The organism is Pseudarthrobacter sp. NamE5 (assembly GCF_005796225.1).
Lineage (GTDB): Bacteria > Actinomycetota > Actinomycetes > Actinomycetales > Micrococcaceae > Arthrobacter.
In genome coordinates this window covers 1-20,812 of record NZ_VAHO01000019.1, presented here as the reverse complement: position 1 = coordinate 20,812, position 20,812 = coordinate 1, and the positions used below count along the sequence as shown (strand labels likewise).

Below are 20,812 nucleotides of genomic sequence, written 5' to 3'. Positions count from 1 at the left end.
GTGCGTATCCCAATTTCCTGGCTGCGTGAATTCGCAGAGGTACCGGCCGGAGCGACGGCCGAAGACGTGATGGCCGAGCTGGTCAAGGTCGGCTTCGAAGAAGAGGACGTCCACCGTCCCACCGACACCCTGAAGGGTCCCATCGTGGTGGGCCAGGTGCTGAGCCTGGTCAAGGAGCCGCAGACCAACGGCAAAACCATCAACTGGTGCCAGGTCCGGGTTGTCCCCGAGGGGCAGGAACAGAAGCTCACCGGTAAGGGCATCGACCCTTCCGGTGTGCAGGGCATCATCTGCGGCGCCCACAATTTCGTGGAGGGTGACAAGGTAGTGGTGACCCTTCCGGGCGCCGTGCTGCCAGGAAACTTCCACATCTCCGCCCGGAAGACCTACGGTCACCTCTCAGCCGGCATGATCGCCTCCGTCCGCGAGCTGGGGATCGGCGAGGACCACGACGGCATCCTGGTGCTGTCGCGCATCGGGCTGGACCCCGAGGTGGGCGCCGACGCCATGGAGCTCCTGGGCCTCTACGATGAAGCCGCCGAAATCAACGTCACCCCTGACCGCGGCTATGCCTTCTCCATCCGCGGAGTGGCACGCGAGTACGCACATGCCACCGGGACAGTGTTTACGGACCCGGCCAGCAAGGTCCTGGCTCCTGCAGCACTCTCCGGAGGCTACGGCGTCAAAATCAACGATGACGCCCCTATCTACGGCAAGCCGGGCTGCGACCGCTTCGTTGCCCGTACTGTCCGCGGAGTAGACGCCAACAGGCCGACCCCGCAGTGGATGGTGTCCCGGCTCCGACTGGCCGGCATCCGGTCCATCTCACTGCCGGTGGACATCTCCAACTACGTCATGCTGGAACTCGGCCAGCCACTGCATTTTTATGACCAGGACAAGCTGTCCGGTGACATTGTGGTCCGGCGCGCCCTTGCCGGTGAGAAGCTGACCACTCTCGACGGCAAGGAACGTCCGCTCGATCCCGAGGACCTGCTGATCACCGATGCCTCCGGCCCCATCGGCGTCGCCGGCGTAATGGGCGGTGCCGCCACCGAGGTGGGGGACACGACGTCGAACATCCTGGTGGAGGCTGCGCACTTCGAGGAAGTCTCCATCGCCCGCTCCCGCCGGCGCCACAAGCTGCCTTCTGAAGCGTCCAAGCGCTTCGAGCGCGGCGTGGACTGGCAGGTCGCAGGAATCGCCGCCCAGCGCGCCGTCGACCTCCTGGTGGAACTGGCAGGCGGTACGGCGGATGAGGCCGGTACCGACGTCGGAACTGCACCTGACTCCGTGACGATCGAGCTGCCTGCGGCCTTCGCTGCCGCCAGGATCGGCATCGACTTCACTGAGGAGCAGATAGTCACGTCCCTCGAGGACCTCGGTGCGGCAGTAGTGAAGAACGACGGCGGCTGGACCGTCACGGCTCCCAGCTGGCGGAATGATCTGGAGACCAAGGAAGACCTGTCCGAGGAAATTGCCCGGCTGGTGGGCTACGACAAGATCCCCGCCACGCTTCCCGTGGCACCCCCCGGACGTGGCCTGACGCGGGTCCAGCAGCAGCGCCGCCGCCTGGTCCAGGCGCTCGCCGACGCGGGGCTCACCGAAGTCCTGTCCTACCCGTTTGTCTCCAAGGCCGCCAACGACACCTTCGGCGTGGCTGAACAGGGCTTGGCGAGGACGGCCGTCAAGCTGGCCAACCCGATCAGTGAGGAGCAAGGCTACCTGCGCACCTCCATCCTGCCGGGGCTGATCGAGGTGGCGAAGCGCAACCACTCGCGGGGCTTCCGCGACCTCGCGCTCTTCGAGTCGGGCCTGGTGTTCCTGCCTGCTGGGAAAATGGGCACCGAGTCCATCCCGCCGCTGGGCGCCAAGCCCGCCGATGAGGTACTGGATGCCTTGTACGACGGCGTCCCGGCCCAGCCGTTCCACCTCGCCGCAGTGCTTACCGGACATGATTCCCCGGCGGCAGCAGCACATGCCCCCCGGACCTGGGACTGGGCAGATGCCCTGGATATTGCCCGGCTCGCCGGGGATATCCTGGGCGTGGAACTGGTGGTCCGGCAGGGCAGCCACCAGGCGTTCCACCCCGGACGGGCAGCCCAGCTGTCACTGCGGACCGGCGAAGTAGTGGGTTATGCAGGCGAGCTGCACCCCAAGCTGCTGGCGGCTTCGGACATGCCGGCCCGCTCGGTTGCGCTCGAGATCAATGCAGACGCGCTGTTCGACGCCGCACCCGACGTGATCGTGGCCCGGCAAATCTCCACCTTCCCCGTCGCAACCCAGGACGTGGCCCTGGTGGTCCCCGCCGACGTGCCCGCGGACGACGTCCTGGTGGCACTGCGCGAAGGTGCCGGCGAACTGCTGGAGGACGTCGCCCTGTTCGACGTCTACGCCGGCAAGGGTATCGAGGCGGGCAGGAAGTCCCTGGCCTTCAGCCTGCGCTTCCGTGCCGCCGACCGGACACTGACGGCGGACGAGGCTTCCGCAGCCCGCGAAAGCGCCGTGGCACTCGCCGGCGAGCGTTTCGGAGCCGTCCAGCGCTGACGCTGCGCATTACTGAAACGGAGAGTCCACGCAGCTGGCCGGCGGCGGGGACTCTCCGTTTTTTCGGGCGCATGCAGCTACGGGACCAGGAGGGCCTTTCCGGTGGTGCGCCGCCCCTCGAGGTCGCGGTGGGCCTGTGCTGCCTGCGCCAACGGATAGCGGGCACCGATGCGGACGTCGAGGCTGCCGTCGGCAGCCGCGGCAAAGATTTCCCTCGAGCGCCAGCGCCGTTCCGCTGCGTCCCTCAGATGGTGGGCAATGGTGGGCCTGGTGAGGAACAGGGAGCCGCCCGAGTTGAGGCGCTGCGGATCCACCGGCGGTACCGGTCCGGACGCGGCACCGAAGAGGACCAGCATTCCGCGTGTCCGCAATGCTTCAAGCGAGCCGTCGAAGGTGTCCTTTCCGACTCCGTCATACACCACGTCGGCACCAGTGCCGCCGGTAATCTCCCTCACCCGTCCAGCGAACCCCTTGTACGGCAGCACGTGGTCCGCACCGGCGCCCAGCGCCAGTTCTTCCTTTTCCCCGGTTGAGACGGTGGTGATGACTTCTGCGCCCCTTGCCTTCAGCAGCTGGGTCAGGAGCAGGCCCACCCCGCCGGCTCCCGCATGCAGCAGCACCCTGTGCCCGGGTTCCACCCTGAATGTGGAATTCATCAGGAAATGCGCCGTCATTCCCTGCAGCGGGAGTGCGGCGGCGGTGAAATCGTCCAGTCCGGAGGGGACGGGCAGGGCGGCGTCCTCGGCAACCAGCGCATAATCGGCGTAGCAGTTAATGCCCTCGGCAGTCGCCACCCGGTCGCCGGGGGTGAAAGCGGTGACCCCCTCGCCCACGGCTTCCACTGTTCCGGCAGCTTCGGAGCCGGGGGTGAAGGGAAAAGGGACCTTGTAGGTGCCGCTGCGCTTGTAGGTATCAATGAAGTTGACCCCAGCTGCGGTCACCTTGATCAGCAGCTGCCCGGGCCCCGGGGCCGGAGGGTCAACCTGGGTGTAGGTGAGGACTTCCGGTCCGCCTGCTTCCCGTGCGACTATTGCATGCGTCATTGGCTCTCCTTTCAAGGGCCCGGCGTGGTCCGCCCCGGCCTGCTGGAACCATCCTAGGGACACTTTTCGGCAGAGCCATTCGGCGGCATGCATAAATATCGGAGTCAGTGCATAGTTTTACTGTATAGTCGGATCATGACTATTTCTGTTGCAGTGTCGGGAGCCAGCGGCTACGCCGGGGGAGAGGTCCTCCGGCTCCTCGCCGGGCACCCGGATGTCACGATCGGGGCCATCACCGCCCACAGCAACGCCGGCTCCCGGCTGGGTGAGCTGCAGCCCCACCTCCACGGACTGGCCAGCCGAATCCTTGAAGATACCACCGTGGAAAACCTTTCCGGCCACGACGTGGTGTTCCTTGCCCTGCCCCACGGTGCATCAGCGGAGATCGCTGCCCGGCTGCCCGAGGGGACGGTGGTGATTGACGCCGGTGCCGACCACCGCCTGGAGGACGCCGCAGCGTGGGAGAAGTTCTACGGCTCCGCCCACGCCGGCACTTGGCCCTACGGCCTTCCCGAACTGCCGGGCCAGCGCGAAGCGCTCAAGGGTGCCACACGCATTGCCGTTCCCGGCTGCTACCCGACGTCGGCCCTGCTGGCCCTCACGCCCGGATTCACCGCTAACCTGCTGCAGCCCGACGACGTGGTCATCGTTTCAGCGTCCGGCACCTCAGGTGCGGGTAAGGCAGCCAAGGTCAACCTGATCGGCGCCGAGGTCATGGGCTCCATGAGCCCCTACGGCGTGGGCGGCGGCCACCGCCACACCCCCGAGATCGAGCAGGGCCTCTCCAACGCCGCCGGTGAACAGGTGACTGTGTCCTTCACCCCCACGCTTGCGCCCATGAGCCGCGGCATCCTCACCACTGCCACGGCCAGAGTGAAGCCGGGCACCAGCGGAGAGCAGTTGCGCCAGGCATGGACGGACGCCTACGACGACGAGCCGTTCGTCCACCTGTTGCCTGAGGGACAGTGGCCGGGCACCAAATCCGTGCAGGGATCAAACCATGCCGCGCTGCAACTGGCTTTCGACCCGCACACCGGTCGGGTCATCGTCACCTGCGTCATCGACAACCTCACCAAAGGAACGGCCGGCGGAGCCGTCCAGTCAATGAACATCGCACTCGGCCTGCAGGAAACTGCCGGCCTCAACCTGCAGGGAGTAGCCCCGTGACCGTTACCGCACCCCAGGGCTTCCGTGCTTCCGGCGTCGCCGCCGGTTTGAAGGCCTCCGGCAAGCCGGACCTCGCGCTCGTGGTCAACGACGGACCCGCAAAGGCGGCCGCCGCCGTCTTCACCAGCAACCGGGTGGCCGCCGCCCCCGTCCATTGGTCCCGCCAGGTTGTCTCGGACGGACGCGTCGACGCCGTGGTCCTGAATTCCGGCGGGGCCAATGCCTGCACCGGCCCCACCGGCTTCCAGAACACGCACGGCACCGCGGAGAAGGTCGCCGAAGTGCTGGGGATTTCCGCCACTGATGTCTTTGTCTGCTCCACCGGCCTCATCGGGGAGCAGCTTCCCATGGACAAAGTCCTCCCGGGCGTGGAGGCGGCTGCTGCTGCCCTGAGCGTCGATGGCGGCCCGGATGCCGGCACCGCCATCATGACCACCGACTCGGTCCCGAAGTCCGCCCTGTTCATCGGCACGGACGGGGACGGCCAGGAATTCAGCATCGGCGGCATCGCCAAGGGCGCCGGCATGTTGGCACCCGGCCTGGCCACAATGCTGGTGGTCCTTACCACGGATGCCGTGGTGGAACCGGAGCTGCTCGACGTTGTCCTGCGGGACGCCACGCGGGTCACCTTCGACAGGACAGACTCGGACGGCTGCATGTCCACCAACGACACCGTGGTCCTGATGGCCTCCGGAGCTTCCAGTGCAGTGCCGTCCGCCGAAGTGTTCAGCGCCGGCCTGACCAAGGTGTGCGCCGAACTTGCCCGCAAGCTGATTGCCGACGCCGAAGGCGCCAGCCACGACATTGCCATCCGCACCTTCAATGCCGCCAGCGAAGCGGACGCCGAAACCGTCAGCCGCTCCGTGGCACGGTCCAACCTGTTCAAAGCTGCCATCTTCGGCAAGGACCCGAACTGGGGCCGCGTACTCTCGGCGGTGGGCACCACCGACGCGGTGTTCGAGGCGGACCAGCTGAACGTGGCCATGAACGGTGTCCAGATCTGCCGCAACGGCAGCATCGGCGACGACCGCAGCCTCGTCAACCTGGAGCCGCGCGAGGTCCTGGTGGAAATCGACCTGCAGGCCGGTACCGCCGAGGCCACCATCTGGACGAACGACCTCACCCACGATTACGTGCACGAGAACAGCGCCTACTCAAGCTAGGCACCCCCTTGTGGAAGCTTTCGGAAGAGACGGTATGAACACCCAGACTCGCGAGACCACCAGCATGTCCGACGCCCAGGACAAGGCCGCCACCCTGATCGAGGCGCTGCCCTGGATCCAGCGCTTTGCCGGTACCACCATGGTGATCAAATACGGCGGCAACGCCATGGTCAATGACGAACTGCGCCGGGCCTTCGCGGAGGACATCGTGTTCCTGCACCACGTGGGAATCCACCCGGTGGTCGTCCATGGCGGCGGACCCCAGATCAACTCCATGCTGGCCCGGCTCGGCATCGAGTCCGAATTCAAGGGCGGCCTCCGCGTCACAACGCCCGAGGCCATGGACGTGGTCCGGATGGTCCTCACCGGCCAGGTGGGGCGCGAACTGGTGGGGCTCATCAACTCCCACGGACCCTACGCCGTCGGAATGTCCGGTGAAGACGGCGGGCTGCTGCGCGCCGTCCGCACCGGGACGGTGGTGGACGGTGAAGAAGTGGACCTCGGGCTGGTGGGCGAAGTGGTGGGCGTAGATCCGGCAGGCATCGTGGACATCCTCGACGCCGGCCGCATCCCTGTCATCTCCACGGTCGCGCCCGAAATCGTGGACGCTGGCGACGGCTTCCTGGGCGCGGCAGGTTTCCAGACCACCGGCCAGGTCCTGAACGTCAATGCGGACACCGCCGCTGCCGCCGTTGCCTCGGCGCTGGGCGCCTCGAAGCTGGTGATCCTCACCGACGTGGAGGGCCTGTACGCCAACTGGCCGGACAAGTCGTCCCTGATCTCCTCACTCACCGCCTCAGAACTGCGGGACATGCTGCCCAGGCTCGAGTCGGGCATGATCCCCAAGATGGCTGCGTGCCTCAAGGCCATCGACGAGGGAGTGGAACGCGCGCACATCGTGGACGGGCGGCTGGCGCACTCCATGCTGCTGGAAACCTTCACTACCGCCGGCATCGGCACCCAGGTGGTCCCGGATGAGGAGATCGACGGATGAACACGACTGAAAACCTCGCTCACCGGACACCTGTGGCTGAGCTGGTGGAAACCACCGGCCATGCGGGCTCCGAGTGGCTGTCCCGCTACTCCGCCTCGCTGATGGGGGTGTTCGGCACTCCGCAGCGGGTTCTGGTCCGCGGTGCCGGCTGCCTGGTGTGGGATGCCGACGGCAAGGAGTACCTGGACCTGCTGGGCGGCATTGCCGTCAACGCGCTCGGCCATGCGAACCCGTTCGTCACCTCGGTTATCGCAAGCCAGCTTGCCACCCTGGGGCACGTGTCCAACTTCTTCACCAGCCCCACGCAGATCGCGCTGGCCGAAAGGCTGTTGGCGCTTACCAATGCGCCAACCGGGTCCAAGGCGTTCTTCACCAACTCCGGGACCGAGGCCAACGAGGCAGCCTTCAAGCTGGCCCGCCGCAACTCGGGTGGCGGGGCGGCCAAGCGGACCAAGATCATCGCCCTTGAGGGAGCCTTCCACGGCCGGACCATGGGCGCCCTTGCCCTGACCGCCAAGGAAGCCTACCGGGCGCCGTTCGAGCCGCTGCCCGGCGGCGTGGTCCATATCCCCTTCGGGGACGTGGAAGCACTCAACGCCGCCGTTGATGACACTGTTGCCGCGGTCTTCCTGGAACCCATCCAGGGTGAGGCCGGGGTCCGGCCGCTGCCCCCGGGGTACCTCCGGGCAGCACGGGAGCTCACCAGCAAAGCCGGAGCCCTGCTGATCCTTGACGAGGTGCAGACAGGCATCGGTCGCACGGGAAAGTGGCTGGCCAGCGAGGACGCCGGGATCACGCCGGACGCCGTCACCCTGGCGAAGGGCCTGGGCGGTGGATTCCCTATCGGTGCGCTGATCACGTTCGGTGCGGGGACGTCGTCGTTATTGACCGCGGGCCAGCACGGCACAACCTTCGGCGGGAACCCTGTAGCCACAGCGGCCGCCCTGGCCACCCTGCATGCAATTGAGAACCAGCATATCCTGCAGAACGTTGCCGAGGTGGGGGAGCACCTGCGTTCGGCCCTAGCCGCCCTCACCGGCGTCACCGAAGTCAGGGGTGAAGGCCTGCTCGTCGGGTTCGACCTGGACGCAGACGTGGCCCCGGCCGTGGTCCAGGCCGGCCTGGATGCCGGGTTCATCGTCAACAGCCCAGGACCCCGCACCATTCGCCTGGCCCCGCCGCTGGTCCTCACCGTGGCCCAGGCAAATTCCTTCCTCGACGCCTTTCCGGCCATCCTCCAAGCAGCTAAGGACGCCCAGTGACATCAGTGCCCAGCTCCACCCGGCATTTCCTCAAGGACACGGACCTCAGCCCGGCGGAGCAGGCGGAGGTCCTGGACCTCGCAGCCCGCATGAAGGCGGCGCCCTACAGCGTCCAGCCCTTCGCCGCCGAGGGAAGCGGCCGCAAAACCGTGGCCGTGATCTTTGACAAGACCTCCACCAGGACCCGGGTCTCGTTCGCCACGGGCATCGCGGACATGGGCGGAAACGCTCTCATCATCAACCCGGGCGAGGCGCAGATCGGCCACAAGGAGTCCGTGGAGGACACCGCCAAGGTCCTGGAGCGCATGGTTTCCACCATCGTCTGGCGGACCGGGGCGCACGCAGGCCTGGTGGCAATGGCGGCAAACTCCAGCGTGCCCGTCATCAACGCGCTGTGCGACGATTACCACCCGTGCCAGCTGCTCGCGGACCTGCTGGCCGTCAAGGAGCACAAGGGCGAACTCACGGGCCTCACCATGAGCTACCTTGGGGACGCCGCCAACAACATGGCCAATTCCTACCTGCTGGCGGGGGTCACGGCGGGAATGCATGTCCGGATCGCGGGGCCGGAGGGCTACCTGCCGGCGGCGGAGATCGTGGCTGCGGCCGAGGAGCGCGCAGCGGAAACCGGCGGCTCCGTGTTGATTACCACGGACGCCGCGGAAGCCCTGAAGGGGGCCGACGTCGTGGCAACGGACACCTGGGTATCCATGGGCCAGGAAGCCGAAAAGGAAGCCCGGCTGCAGCTGTTCCGCGAGTACTCCGTGGACGAGGAGGCAATGGCACATGCGGCGGAAGACGCCGTCGTCCTTCACTGCCTGCCCGCCTACCGGGGTTACGAAATCTCCGCCGGAGTCATCGACGGACCGCAGTCCATCGTTTGGGACGAGGCCGAGAACCGGCTGCACGCGCAGAAGGCCCTGATGGCCTGGCTGATGCACCGCTCGGGCCTGGCGTTCGTGGACGGCCTCGCCCCCGTTGAAGGTACCGGGGAGAGCACGTTCTAGTGTCCACCAGCCCGTCGGTGCCGGGCTCCAGCCCGGCCACCAAGACTGCGCGCCAGGCGCGCATCGCCGCCATCCTTACCGGGGAATCCGTGCGTTCCCAGGCGGAGCTGGCAACCTTGCTGGCGGACGACGGCGTCCAGGTCACCCAGGCGACGCTGTCGCGGGACCTGGTGGAACTCGGCGCTGTCCGCGTCCGCGGCAAGGAAGGCGTGCTGGTGTACGCGGTACCCGGCGAAGGCGGTGAGCGTACTGCGAAAAGCGGGGTAAGCCAGGAAATCCTGGACGCCCGGCTGGCAAGGCTCTGCAGTGAACTGCTGGTCACTGCGGAAGCTTCAGCCAACATCGCCGTGCTCCGGACGCCGCCGGGTGCAGCGAACTTCCTCGCCCTGGCGATCGACCATTCGGTGATGCCGTCCATCCTGGGGACCATCGCCGGGGACGACACCGTGCTGCTGGTGGCCCGTGACCCGCAGGGCGGCCCGGACCTCGCCGCCAAGTTCCTGCAACTGGCCGCAGAAGCCGGGCAATAAGCTTGAAGACAAACCAAAACACCCCACAAAGGAGCATGTGAAGTGACTGAACGCATTGTGCTGGCCTACTCAGGCGGCCTGGACACCTCAGTAGCCATCGGCTGGATCGGTGAGGCCACCGGCGCCGAAGTCATCGCCGTGGCGGTCGACGTTGGACAGGGCGGAGAGTCGCTCGAGACCATCCGCCAGCGCGCCCTCGGATGCGGCGCCGTCGAAGCCTACGTGGCTGATGCCTCGGACGAGTTCGCCAACGAGTACTGCATGCCCACGCTGAAGGCCAACGGACTGTACCAGGGCCACTACCCGCTGGTGTCCGCTATCTCCCGGCCCGTGATCGTCAAGCACCTGGTCAAGGCCGCCCGCGAATTCGGCGCCACCACCGTGGCCCACGGCTGCACCGGCAAGGGCAACGACCAGGTCCGTTTCGAAGTGGGCATCCAGACCCTCGGCCCGGACCTGAAGTGCATCGCACCGGTCCGCGACCTCGCCCTCACCCGCGACAAGGCCATCGCCTTCGCCGAGGAAAAGGGCCTGCCGATCGAAACCACCAAGAAGAACCCGTACTCCATCGACCAGAACGTCTGGGGCCGCGCCGTGGAAACCGGCTACCTCGAGGACATCTGGAACGCCCCCACCAAGGACATCTACGACTACACCGCCACCCCGGAATTCCCGCCGGCGCCGGATGAGGTCATCATCTCGTTCGAGGCCGGCATTCCCGTGGCGATCGACGGTGTGAAGGTCACCCCGCTGCAGGCCATCAAGGAACTCAACCGCCGCGCCGGCGCGCAGGGCGTTGGCCGCATCGACGTCGTCGAGGACCGGCTGGTGGGCATCAAGTCCCGTGAAATCTACGAGGCCCCGGGCGCTATGGCCCTGATCACCGCGCACAAGCACCTCGAAGACATCACCGTTGAGCGCGAGCAGGCCCGCTTCAAGGCCACCGTTGGCCAGCGCTGGGCCGAGCTGGTTTACGACGGCCAGTGGTTCTCCCCGCTGAAGCGCTCCCTGGACGCCTTCATCGAAGACACCCAGAAGTACGTCTCCGGTGACATCCGCATGACCCTGCACGGCGGCCAGGCCATCGTCAACGGCCGCCGCTCCGAGACGTCGCTGTACGACTTCAACCTTGCCACCTACGACACAGGCGACACGTTCGACCAGTCCATGGCCCGCGGCTTTATCGAGCTGTGGGGCATGTCCGCCAAGGTCGCCTCCGGCCGCGACATCCGCGTCGCAGGAAAGTAGCCCCTGTGGCTGAAGCAAAATCCGAGGCTACAAACACAGGCGCCTTGTGGGGCGGCCGGTTCGCCGGCGGCCCCGCCGATGCCCTGGCTGCGCTGAGCAAGTCCACGCACTTCGACTGGCGGCTCGCACGCTATGACATCGCCGGCTCCAAGGCCCACGCCCGGGTGCTGCACAAGGCGGGCCTGCTGGACGACGCCGAACTGGAAGGCATGCTCGAAGCCCTCACCCGCTTGGATGAGGACGTGGCCTCGGGCGCCTACGTGCCGGCAGAATCCGACGAGGACGTGCACGGCTCGCTGGAGCACGGCCTGATCGAGCGTGCCGGACCGCAGCTGGGTGGCAAGCTCCGCGCCGGCCGGTCCCGCAACGACCAGGTGGCAACCCTGGGCCGGATGTTCCTGCGCGACCACGCCCGGATCATCGCCCGCGGTGTCCTGGCCACGGTGGACGCGCTGGTGGAGCAGGCCAGGGCCCACCACGGCGTTGCAATGCCCGGCCGTACCCACCTGCAGCACGCCCAGCCGGTACTGCTCAGCCACCACCTCCTGGCCCACGCCTGGGCGCTGCTGCGCGACGTGCAGCGGCTGCAGGACTGGGACAAGCGCGCCGGCGTCTCGCCCTATGGTTCCGGTGCGCTTGCCGGCTCGTCGCTGGGACTGGATCCGGAGGCTGTGGCAGCAGACCTGGGTTTCTACTCAGCGGCCCACAACTCCATTGACGGCACCGCATCCCGCGACGTCTTCGCTGAATTCGCCTGGGTGTGCTCGATGATCGGGGTGGACCTGTCCCGCATCTCCGAGGAAGTCATCCTCTGGGCCACCAAGGAGTTCTCCTTCGTCACGCTGCACGACTCGTACTCCACGGGATCCTCGATCATGCCGCAGAAGAAGAACCCGGACGTGGCTGAACTGGCACGCGGCAAGGCGGGGCGCCTGATCGGAAACTTGACCGGGTTGCTGGCCACGCTCAAGGGCCTGCCGCTGGCCTACAACCGTGATCTGCAGGAAGACAAGGAACCGGTGTTCGACGCCGCAGACACACTGGAGCTCCTGCTCCCGGCCGTGTCCGGCATGATTGCCACGCTGAAGTTCAATACCGGGCGGATGGAATCGCTGGCGCCGCAGGGGTTCGCCCTTGCCACGGACATCGCCGAATGGCTGGTCCGCCAGGGTGTCCCGTTCCGTGAGGCGCACGAGCTCTCCGGCGCCGCGGTCAAGCAGGCGGAGTCCCGCGGCGTGGAGCTGTGGGACCTGACCGACGACGAGTATGCGGCCATCTCGGCGCACCTCACCCCTGAGGTCCGGACGGTCCTGTCCACGGAGGGGTCGCTGAACAGCCGCAACTCCCAGGGCGGAACGGCACCGGCCGCCGTCGAACGCCAGTTGGCCGCGCTGGAAGCAGAGCTGGCCGGCGTGCGCGAGTACGCGGGGTAACCGGCACGCGAAGGAGTCCCCGTCCGCAGGGCGCGGGCGGGGACTCGCCGCAGGTTTGACCAACGCTCTCTCACTTAACGCCCCTTTTTGGCCAGCGCTCTCTCACTCTCCCAAGGGAAGTGAAACAGCGTTGCCAATTTTCACGCATCAACTGCGAGAGGGTTTACGGTGTGCGCGCAACACTGCCCGCTACCATGGCCGCATGAGCGAAACCTTCCGCAAGTTCCTTCGCAGCCTGCCCGATTTTCCGGCTGATCTTCCCGCCTTCGATCCGGCCACAGCGCCGCGGAGCCCCGTGGAGCTGTTCAAGCAGTGGCTGGACCAGGCGCTGGACGCGGGGGAGCAGCAGCCGCACGCCTTCAGCCTTGCCACTGTCAGTGCCGGGCAGCAACCATCATCACGGATGCTGATCCTGAAAAATATCAACGGCGACGGCTGGCATTTCGCTACCTCCCGCACCTCCCGCAAGGGGCAGGAGCTGGCCACCGTGCCCCAGGCTGCCATGAATTTTTACTGGCCTTCGCTCGGCCGGCAGCTCCGTTTCGCCGGACCGGTCGTCCAGCTGTCGGCCGAGGCCTCGGCGCGGGACTGGGCAGAGCGGCCGCGGGCGGACGGCAGCACCAACCCGCACTGGCAGCTTTATGCACTCCAGCCCACGGAGTACGAGTTCTGGCAGGCCAGCAACGACGGCGAGCATGTCCGGCACCGCCTGGGGCCGGATGGCGCAGTCCGGGGCTAGGATAAGCGCCATGACAGCTCCCGCACCTGATGAACTGCTGGCAGGGCTTCACAAGGCCGCCGCCGACGTCACCTCCGATGCCGCCAGGTTCAGCAACGAGGATGTGCGGGCGGCGTCCGCGCTCCCTGGCTGGACCCGCGGCCACGTGCTTGCGCACCTCACGGGAATCTCGAATGCCATGGCGCGGCAGCTTGAATACGCCGCCCGCGGGGAAACCGTAGAGCTGTACGACGGCGGCATGGACGGCAGGAACAAGGCGATCAACCTTGCGGCCGGACACGACGCCGCCACACACCTCGAGGACCTCAACAAGGCCGTGGCACGGGCACTGAAGGCGTTCGATGTGCTGCCCGGCGTCAAGGATTCCTCCGCCAACAGGACGGGCTGGTGGGCACCCATCACCTATCGGGGTGGAGTGGTCCTGGACGGGGGCCTTGCACTGTGGCGGGAACTTGTCATCCACAACGCAGACCTGTTGACAGGCAGGGGACCGGAAACCTGGAGCCGCCCCTTCTGCGAGCACCTGTTCGATTTCCTCGCCGCCCGCGTGCAGCCGGACGACAGGCTTATCCTGCAGCCGCTCGGCCTTCCGCCCGTGAGTATTGGAACCGGCAAAAGGTCCACCGTAATCAGCGGCATGATCACCGATATTGCGGCCTGGCTTGCCGGCCGTGAGCCAACGCTGGGCAGCCTTCGGGCATCTGCGGCGGCCGACGGTGCCGACCTGCCGGCCCTGTTGCCCTGGCCGGCCGGAACCCCGGGGCCGAAATAGCGGTTGCCCCCGGGCCTTTGGCAAGATGACAGTTGGCGGCGATCCTGCTGCGCAACACTGCCGGGAACTGCCACCTCGGCGGGATCACAGGCGCAGCCAGGCCGCCTCGCGCGCCAGCAGGCTTTCCTTGATGGGCAGCCCCCAGCGGAAACCGCCGAGCGAACCATCGGTCCTGATCACACGGTGGCACGGGACAAACAGGGCTGCCGCGTTGAAGGCGCATGCACTGGCGGCTGCCCGGACGGCTTTCGGGTTGCCGGCGAGGCCCGCGTACTCGGTGTACGTAACGGGGGATCCGGGCCGGACCAGCCGCAGCACGTCCCAGGCATGCGCGCGGAAGGGGCCCGACTTCTGCAGTACCGGGACCTGCATTGCCGGCAGTGGATCGCCGGCGTAGAAGGCTTCGACGGCGGCCGCGATTCCTCCCAGCTCAGTGACCAGTTCGACGGTGGCGGGCCGCAGAGAAGGGTGAATTTGCCCGGTCAGGTCGCCGGGCTTGTCGGTCCATCCGCTCGAGAGGACAGTGCCGTCCCGGGCGAGGACGGTGAACGGGCCGTCAGGGGTGGAGATCTGAAGCAACTGGGCTTTCATCAATTCGCTTTCTCTGCAGTTCACACGCTGGCGGCAACGCTGTTTTTTATGGGCACATTTCCTGCCCTGGTACGGGGTTGGGCTGCCGCCCGCCACAGGTGCATGGTGGCGTAGGAGCGCCATGGGCTTACCTCGCGAAAGTCCGGGCTGGCCGTTCCGCCGGGGCTGCTCGCAGTGGCAGGCGTTGGCACGGCCAAGGCTTTTACCCCGTTCCGTACCGCCGCGTCGTTGCCCAGGAACACATCCGGGGCGCCGAGCACGCGCATGGCAAGGTATCCGGCGGTCCAGGGTCCGACCCCGGGCAGCGGCAGCAGCTTCGCGGCCAGGCTGTCCACGTCGTCGCCGTAGCCGAAGTCCAGGCTGCCGTCAGCGAGGGCGGCGGCTGCCGCCCGAAGTGCTTCGGCGCGTTTCCGGGGTCCGCGCACCAGCGCATGGCCGTCAGCAGCGATTTCGGCGGCAGTAGGAAACATGTGCTCCAGGCCCTCGCCCGGGCTCTGGCTGGAACGTCCGACGGCGGAAAGCCGGGTCAGTGCCGTCCGCGCGGCAGCCACGGTGACCTGTTGGCCCACCATGGCCCGGATCAGCATTTCGCCTGGGTCCAGGGCTCCGGGCATGCGGATGCCCGGAGCCTCGGCCACCGCCGTTGCCAGCCGCGCATCGGCAGCCAGTGTTGTATCGATGGCCACCGGATCTGCATCCACATCGAAGAGCCGCCGGACGCGGCTCAGCAGGGCCGGCAGGTCCCGCAAGTCCACTGCGCCGATAGTGAGGGTCAGCGGCCGCCCTGGCGTGACGGCGTCGTACTCCACCCTGAAGCGGGCGTCGCCGTGCGGCAGCGCCAGCATCCGTGCATAGGACGTTGCCGTCCCGGATTCGATTCCAGGGATGGCGCGCACTGACAGGAAGGTGAAAATACCGGGATGGAACGGCTCACGGTAGGGGAGGCTGAGGGTCAGTGCGGTGGCGCCGCCGCTGGTTTTCGGGCGACTGGCGGCACGCAGGGCCGAGGGGGTCATGTCGAAGACCTCGGCCATCGTTTCGTTGAACTGCCGGACGCTGCTGAATCCGGCAGCAAAGGCGACGTCGGCAAGTTTCATGGATGTGGACACGAGCAGGGTCCGGGCCGTCTGCGCCCGTCCGGCGCGGGCGAGCGACAGCGGACCAGCCCCCAATTCGTGGCTGAGGATGCGGTTCAGTTGGCGGGAGGAATAGCCGAGGCGCGCTGCCAGTCCGTCCACGCCGTCCCGGTTCACCACTCCGTCGTTTATCAGGCGCATGGCCCGTGCCGCAACATCCTGGCGCACGTTCCAGGCGGGCGTGCCGGGAACTGCTTCGGGGAGGCAGCGCTTGCAGGCCCGGTAGCCGGCGTCATGGGCGGCGGCAGACGTTTCATAGAAGGTGACGTTGGAAGCTTTGGGGGTCCGCGCCGGGCAGGACGGGCGGCAGTAGATCCCAGTGGTGCGGACGGCAGTGAAGAACTGCCCGTCGAAGCGGGTGTCCCGGGCATCTATCGCCCGGTAGCGCTGCCAGAAATCCATTCCTCCATCCTGCCAGCACGCAGGTGGTTCAGCTAGCGGAAATCGGACACGGCCGTGGTGCTGCCGGAGGCCGTAATACCGGGGTCCGGCCGCAAGTATTGGATAGAGTCTGCCCATGAGCAGAAATCCGCTGGCGGCCGGCCGGCCGCTGCGGGAGTTCCTTTCAGGCGACGCCCGGGAGCTGGCCCCGCTGCTGCTGGGCGCCGTCCTGACACATGAGTCCCGGGACGGTGCGGTGTCCGTCCGGCTCACGGAATTGGAGGCCTACCTGGGGCCCGAGGATTCGCTGCACCCGGACCCGGGATCGCATACCTACCGCGGACCCACGCCCCGCAATGCCCCCATGTTCGGTCCCGCGGGCCATCTGTACGTCTACTTCACCTATGGCATGCACCACTGCACCAACCTCGTCTGCGGGCCGGAAGGGGTTGCATCTGCACTGTTGCTGCGGGCAGGGGAAATCGTGGACGGTGTGGAACTGGCCCGGCGGCGGAGGCCGACGTCGAATAACCCCTCAGATCTGGCCAGGGGTCCGGCGCGGCTGGCTAAGGCATTGGGCCTGACGACGGCGGACAGTGGGCGAGACGCCCTGGCGCCCCCTTTTGGGCTGGTGCTTCCGCCTGGGCCCAGCGGGTCCGTAAGCTCCGGGCCGAGGGTGGGCGTCTCCGGCGCCGGCGGCACGGACCAGTACTCCTGGCGCTTCTGGATCACCGGCGACCCCACAGTTTCGCAGTACAAGGCAGCGAAGCCCCGAAACGGGGTTGAGGGGAAAAGGTTGTAGAATGGTAGGTCTGTCTTTTGCGATAGGGGAACGTTAGATGCACGACGCCGATTTGGCCCACGAACGGGACTATGTTGCCGGCCTGTATGCGCGGCTGGAAGAGCTGCGCGAGGAGAAGCGCCGCCAGTTGGCGCAGGTCCGGCGGGCAGGGGCCGTGGGCACCATGCAGAACGTTTCCGAGCGCGACGCGTTCGCCGCACTGTATGAGGACCGCCTTGCCCAGCTGGACGCCGTTGATGACCGGCTGGTCTTCGGCCGGCTGGACCTGGATTCCGGTGAAGCCCAGTACATTGGCCGCATTGGCCTTACCACCGAGGACCTGCAGCGGTTGATGGTGGACTGGCGCGCGCCCGAGGCCGGCCATTTCTACCAGGCTACGGCGTTTGACCGGCAGGGCGTCCGGCGCCGCCGCCACCTCATCCTGCAGGGCCGCGAGGTCAAGGCCATCGAGGACGACGTGCTTGATCCGGAGATGCTCGCGGACAGTGAATCGCTGCAGGGCGAAGGCGCCCTGCTGGCCGCGTTGAACTCCAAACGCACCGGCCGCATGTCGGACATTGTCAGCACCATCCAGTCGGAGCAGGACCGCATCATCCGGTCATCGATTTCCGGTGCCCTCGTGGTGCAGGGCGGGCCGGGCACCGGCAAGACCGCCGTGGCGCTGCACCGCGCCGCGTACCTCCTCTACACCCACCGCGACCGCCTCAAGACCGCAGGGGTGCTGCTGGTGGGCCCGTCGTCGTCGTTCATGAAGTACATCGAACGGGTGCTGCCGTCCCTCGGTGAGACCGGCGTCGTAATGGCCAGCCTGGGCCGCCTGATGCCCGGAATCCACGCCGTGGCCGAGCAGGACTCCGCGGTTGCCGCCATCAAGGGGCGGCTGGACATGGCCGCTGTCGTGGCCAATGCCGTGGCCAACCGGCAGCGGATGCCCGCCGGGGACCGGTCCCTTGAGGTTGACGGCCGCAAGCTGGTACTGACCCAGCGGCAGGTGCGCCGGGCAAGGGAAAAGGCCCGTTCCACGGGCAAGCCGCACAACGAGGCACGCGTGACGTTCGTCAAGATCCTGCTGCGGGAGCTCACTGAACAGATGACGGAGCTGGTTGAGGCCGGAAACATCGGCAACAACGCGGACCGCTCGTATCTTGCGGAAGATGTGCGTACTGCCCGTGACGTGCGGATTGCCCTGAACCTTTGCTGGATGCCCATGACTCCGGAGAAGCTCATCTCCGAGCTGTTCAGCAAGCCCGCGATCCTTGAAGCGTGCACGCCCAACCTGAGGCCTGAGGAGCGCGCCATGCTGCTGCGCCCCGCCGACGCGCCGTGGACCGAGTCCGATGTCCCCTTGCTGGATGAGGCTGCCGAACTGCTGGGCGAGCTGGATCCTGCGGCCGGACGCGGCCTCGCCCAGCAGGAACACGACCGTGCCCGTGACCTCGCCAATGCGAAGCAAACGCTGGTCAACATGGAGGCTGCAGGCGTGGATCCGCTGATGTCCGCCGAAGAGCTTGCCGAGCAGAACCGCGAACAGGAAGCCCGGCTGACTGCAGCTGAACGCGCCACGAGTGACCGTACCTGGGCCTTTGGCCACATCGTGGTGGATGAGGCGCAGGAGCTGTCGCCCATGCAATGGCGCCTGCTGGTCCGCCGCTGCCCCCTGAAGTCCTTCACCATCGTGGGCGACATCGCCCAGACAAGTTCAGTGGCCGGGGCCAATTCCTGGCAGGGCGCGCTCGCCCCCATGTTTGGCGACCGCTGGCAACTGGAGGAGCTGACGGTCAATTACCGCACTCCTTCCCAGATCGCCGAAGCCGCGGTCCGGATGGCGAACGCAGCCGGCCTGGTGGTCTCCGCTCCCAAGGCTGTCCGTGAAGGGCGCTGGTCGCCGGTCATTGACGAAGTGGCCCCGGGTGATGTGGTGAGGCGCCTGGTCGAAGTCCTGCCGGAGGAACTGGAAGCGCTCGACGGCGGCCTGCTGGCTGTCATCGCCGACGGCCAGTTCCTGCCTGAGGCCACCGCTGCCCTGCGCGCCGCCTACGGGCGCCGGGTGGGCACGGGTGCCGGCAGCTATGAACAGGACATCGTGGTGATCAGCCCGCGGGAGGCCAAGGGACTGGAGTTCGACGGTGTGGTGGTGCTGGAACCGGCCATGATGCTGAACCATGAGCACGGCAAGGTGGGGGACCTGTACGTGGCCATGACGCGCGCCACCCAGCGGTTGCGCCTTATTGCTGCAGAACCGGTGCCGGCAGGGATCCGGCGCTGATCCCGCGGCTGGTATTACTGCTAATTTAGTAAACGTGCCGGAAATCAACAGCCTCGAATCGCAGCAGAACGACCCCACTTTCGCCAACATCTGGCAGGAACTGAAGTGGCGTGGCCTGGTCCACGTGTCCACCGACGAAGCAGAGCTGGAAAAGCTCCTTGCCGGTGCACCGGTCACATACTATTGCGGCTTCGACCCCACCGCGCCGAGCCTGCACCTGGGCAACCTCGTCCAGCTGCTCGTCATGCGGCGCCTCCAGCTGGCTGGCCACAAGCCGCTGGGGCTGGTGGGCGGATCCACCGGCCTGATCGGCGACCCCCGTCCCACGGCCGAGCGCACCTTGAACACCAAGGACACCGTGGCCGAATGGGTGGGATACCTCCAGGCGCAGGTGAGCCGCTTCCTCAGCTTCGAGGGAGACAACGCGGCGCGGATGGTCAACAACCTGGACTGGACCGCGCCGCTGAGTGCCATCGACTTTTTGCGTGAAGTGGGCAAGCACTTCCGTGTTGGCACGATGCTGCGGAAGGACGCCGTCGCCTCACGGCTCAATTCGGACGAAGGCATCAGCTACACCGAATTCAGCTACCAGATCCTGCAGGGCATGGACTACCTCCAGCTCTACCGGGATTACAGCTGCGTGCTGCAGACCGGTGGATCCGACCAGTGGGGCAACCTCACCAGCGGCACGGAACTGATCCGCAAGGTTGAGGGCAAGAGTGTCCACGCTTTGGGTACACCGCTGATTACCAATGCCGACGGCACGAAGTTCGGCAAGAGCGAGGGCAACGCCATCTGGCTCGACGCCGGGATGTGCAGCCCGTATGCCTTCTACCAGTTCTGGCTCAACACCGCCGATGCGGATGTGGTGGACCGGTTGAAGGTGTTTACGTTCCTAACCCGTGCCGAGATCGAAGAGCTTGCTGTTGCTGTGGCTGAACGGCCGTTCGCCCGTGAAGGCCAACGGAAGCTCGCCTACGAAGTGACCTCCCTCGTTCACGGCGTCGAAGCCACTGAAAAAGTGATTGCTGCATCCGCAGCCCTCTTCGGTAACGGTGACCTCTCTGCCCTGGATAAGGCAACGCTCCAGGCGGCAACGTCCGAGCTGCCGTCCGCCACGGTGCAGGTCGACGCCATGGGCATCGTGGATCTGCTGGTTGCTTCGGGGCTATCCGAAAGCAAGTCCGCAGCCAGGCGCACCGTTGGCGAAGGTGGAGCCTACGTCAACAACGAGAAGGTCTCGGACCCGGAAGCGGTGATCTCCGAGTCCGAACTGCTGCACGGGCAGTACCTGCTCCTGCGCCGCGGAAAGAAAAACCTGGCCACGGTGGAGGTACTGGTTCCCTAGGCTCTTTTCAACCGCCCGAAAGACCTCTGCACGCTCCTCCGCGGCCGATTTGCACGGCCGCGTGGGAGCGTGTATTGTTTTCTGAGTCGCCGCCGCTGAAGCGGAAAAATAGCGGCCAAACCCCACCAAAAACTGAAGCAACTTCAGCACGTGCGTAAGCACCCAACGAAGAATTGCTCCATTTTATGGCGGGTGGATTTATTTGCAGGATGAATTCCGGGAAAACAACCGGATTTGCAAAGCGAAATTGAATCAAATAAGATTGAAACATCGCAGCGAAGAAATACGGAATGGAATTCACGAAGGTGGATTGTTTCGGGAATATTCGAATGTGTCTGTTGTTTGAGAACTCAATAGTGTGCCAAGTTTGTTGATACCGATTTTTC

At 66.4% G+C, this 20,812-nt stretch carries 18 protein-coding genes; 14 read left to right on the top strand and 4 right to left on the bottom strand.

Annotated elements, in window-relative coordinates; all coding sequences use genetic code 11:
• Nucleotides 1-2,544, top strand: a complete 2,544-nt coding sequence (gene pheT, locus FDW84_RS17360; RefSeq protein ID WP_138610745.1) for a phenylalanine--tRNA ligase subunit beta — start codon at nt 1-3, stop codon at nt 2,542-2,544.
• Between the two features lie 77 nt (nt 2,545-2,621).
• On the opposite strand, the gene FDW84_RS17355 is transcribed toward pheT, so the two are convergent.
• Complete coding sequence (locus tag FDW84_RS17355) at nt 2,622-3,587, bottom strand: quinone oxidoreductase family protein (protein WP_138610744.1); 966 nt, start codon at nt 3,585-3,587, stop codon at nt 2,622-2,624.
• 135 nt (nt 3,588-3,722) lie between these two features.
• On the opposite strand from FDW84_RS17355, the gene argC reads away from it, so the two are divergent.
• From argC to FDW84_RS17305, 10 genes are all read left to right on the top strand, one after another.
• On the top strand, nt 3,723-4,754 hold the full coding sequence (argC, locus tag FDW84_RS17350) for an N-acetyl-gamma-glutamyl-phosphate reductase (RefSeq protein WP_138610743.1): 1,032 nt from the start codon (nt 3,723-3,725) through the stop codon (nt 4,752-4,754).
• Nucleotides 4,751-5,917, top strand: a complete 1,167-nt coding sequence (argJ, locus tag FDW84_RS17345) for a bifunctional glutamate N-acetyltransferase/amino-acid acetyltransferase ArgJ (RefSeq protein ID WP_138610742.1) — start codon at nt 4,751-4,753, stop codon at nt 5,915-5,917. The genes argC and argJ overlap by 4 nt, the downstream gene beginning before the upstream one ends.
• A gap of 34 nt (nt 5,918-5,951) precedes the next feature.
• On the top strand, nt 5,952-6,911 hold the full coding sequence (gene argB, locus FDW84_RS17340) for an acetylglutamate kinase (protein WP_138610741.1): 960 nt from the start codon (nt 5,952-5,954) through the stop codon (nt 6,909-6,911).
• The gene (locus FDW84_RS17335; protein ID WP_138610740.1) at nt 6,908-8,173 is read left to right on the top strand and encodes an acetylornithine transaminase; all 1,266 of its coding nucleotides are present in this window, start codon (nt 6,908-6,910) and stop codon (nt 8,171-8,173) included. Before argB ends, FDW84_RS17335 begins: the two co-directional genes overlap by 4 nt.
• Before the next feature lie 5 nt (nt 8,174-8,178).
• Nucleotides 8,179-9,180, top strand: a complete 1,002-nt coding sequence (argF, locus tag FDW84_RS17330) for an ornithine carbamoyltransferase (RefSeq protein WP_138610782.1) — start codon at nt 8,179-8,181, stop codon at nt 9,178-9,180.
• On the top strand, nt 9,180-9,710 hold the full coding sequence (locus FDW84_RS17325) for an arginine repressor (RefSeq protein WP_138610739.1): 531 nt from the start codon (nt 9,180-9,182) through the stop codon (nt 9,708-9,710). The genes argF and FDW84_RS17325 overlap by 1 nt, the downstream gene beginning before the upstream one ends.
• A gap of 42 nt (nt 9,711-9,752) precedes the next feature.
• Nucleotides 9,753-10,958, top strand: a complete 1,206-nt coding sequence (locus FDW84_RS17320) for an argininosuccinate synthase (protein WP_013600590.1) — start codon at nt 9,753-9,755, stop codon at nt 10,956-10,958.
• Between the two features lie 5 nt (nt 10,959-10,963).
• Nucleotides 10,964-12,391 (top strand): argininosuccinate lyase, encoded by a 1,428-nt coding sequence (argH, locus tag FDW84_RS17315; protein WP_138610738.1) that lies wholly within the window; start codon nt 10,964-10,966, stop codon nt 12,389-12,391.
• A 202-nt stretch (nt 12,392-12,593) separates the two neighbouring features.
• Nucleotides 12,594-13,130, top strand: a complete 537-nt coding sequence (locus tag FDW84_RS17310; RefSeq protein ID WP_138610737.1) for a pyridoxine/pyridoxamine 5'-phosphate oxidase — start codon at nt 12,594-12,596, stop codon at nt 13,128-13,130.
• Between the two features lie 10 nt (nt 13,131-13,140).
• Nucleotides 13,141-13,902 (top strand): maleylpyruvate isomerase family mycothiol-dependent enzyme, encoded by a 762-nt coding sequence (locus tag FDW84_RS17305; protein ID WP_138610736.1) that lies wholly within the window; start codon nt 13,141-13,143, stop codon nt 13,900-13,902.
• Nucleotides 13,903-13,986: 84 nt separating this feature from the next.
• Here FDW84_RS17305 and FDW84_RS17300 read toward each other — a convergent pair whose 3' ends face one another.
• A complete protein-coding gene (locus FDW84_RS17300) occupies nt 13,987-14,493 on the bottom strand; it encodes a methylated-DNA--[protein]-cysteine S-methyltransferase (RefSeq protein ID WP_138610735.1) in 507 nt (168 codons plus the stop codon).
• Between the two features lie 20 nt (nt 14,494-14,513).
• Complete coding sequence (locus tag FDW84_RS17295) at nt 14,514-16,031, bottom strand: DNA-3-methyladenine glycosylase 2 family protein (protein ID WP_138610734.1); 1,518 nt, start codon at nt 16,029-16,031, stop codon at nt 14,514-14,516.
• A gap of 115 nt (nt 16,032-16,146) precedes the next feature.
• Here FDW84_RS17295 and FDW84_RS17290 point away from each other — a divergent pair, with 115 nt between their 5' ends.
• Genes FDW84_RS17290 through tyrS form a run of 3 tightly spaced genes read left to right on the top strand, consistent with a single transcriptional unit; the run spans nt 16,147 to nt 20,426 of the window.
• Nucleotides 16,147-16,812, top strand: a complete 666-nt coding sequence (locus FDW84_RS17290) for a DNA-3-methyladenine glycosylase (RefSeq protein WP_138610733.1) — start codon at nt 16,147-16,149, stop codon at nt 16,810-16,812.
• A gap of 37 nt (nt 16,813-16,849) precedes the next feature.
• Nucleotides 16,850-19,078, top strand: coding sequence for a HelD family protein (locus FDW84_RS17285; protein ID WP_138610732.1), 2,229 nt, complete (start codon nt 16,850-16,852; stop codon nt 19,076-19,078).
• A gap of 34 nt (nt 19,079-19,112) precedes the next feature.
• Entirely contained in the window at nt 19,113-20,426 is a 1,314-nt protein-coding gene (tyrS, locus tag FDW84_RS17280; protein ID WP_138610731.1) for a tyrosine--tRNA ligase, read from the top strand.
• A 7-nt stretch (nt 20,427-20,433) separates the two neighbouring features.
• Here tyrS and FDW84_RS17275 read toward each other — a convergent pair.
• Nucleotides 20,434-20,812, bottom strand: a 379-nt coding sequence (locus FDW84_RS17275) for a hypothetical protein (protein ID WP_205754761.1), incomplete at its 5' end; no start/stop codon positions are given.

What these genes read in the sequence shown, in the direction of transcription:
- FDW84_RS17355 (WP_138610744.1), bottom strand. Translation starts at nt 3,587, where the DNA reads ATGACGCATGCAATAGTCGCACGGGAAGCAGGCGGACCGGAAGTCCTC.
- FDW84_RS17285 (WP_138610732.1), top strand. Translation starts at nt 16,850, where the DNA reads ATGCACGACGCCGATTTGGCCCACGAACGGGACTATGTTGCCGGCCTG.
- FDW84_RS17290 (WP_138610733.1), top strand. Translation starts at nt 16,147, where the DNA reads ATGAGCAGAAATCCGCTGGCGGCCGGCCGGCCGCTGCGGGAGTTCCTT.
- FDW84_RS17305 (WP_138610736.1), top strand. Translation starts at nt 13,141, where the DNA reads ATGACAGCTCCCGCACCTGATGAACTGCTGGCAGGGCTTCACAAGGCC.
- FDW84_RS17295 (WP_138610734.1), bottom strand. Translation starts at nt 16,031, where the DNA reads ATGGATTTCTGGCAGCGCTACCGGGCGATAGATGCCCGGGACACCCGC.
- FDW84_RS17300 (WP_138610735.1), bottom strand. Translation starts at nt 14,493, where the DNA reads ATGAAAGCCCAGTTGCTTCAGATCTCCACCCCTGACGGCCCGTTCACC.
- argB (WP_138610741.1), top strand. Translation starts at nt 5,952, where the DNA reads ATGAACACCCAGACTCGCGAGACCACCAGCATGTCCGACGCCCAGGAC.
- FDW84_RS17310 (WP_138610737.1), top strand. Translation starts at nt 12,594, where the DNA reads ATGAGCGAAACCTTCCGCAAGTTCCTTCGCAGCCTGCCCGATTTTCCG.
- argC (WP_138610743.1), top strand. Translation starts at nt 3,723, where the DNA reads ATGACTATTTCTGTTGCAGTGTCGGGAGCCAGCGGCTACGCCGGGGGA.
- FDW84_RS17335 (WP_138610740.1), top strand. Translation starts at nt 6,908, where the DNA reads ATGAACACGACTGAAAACCTCGCTCACCGGACACCTGTGGCTGAGCTG.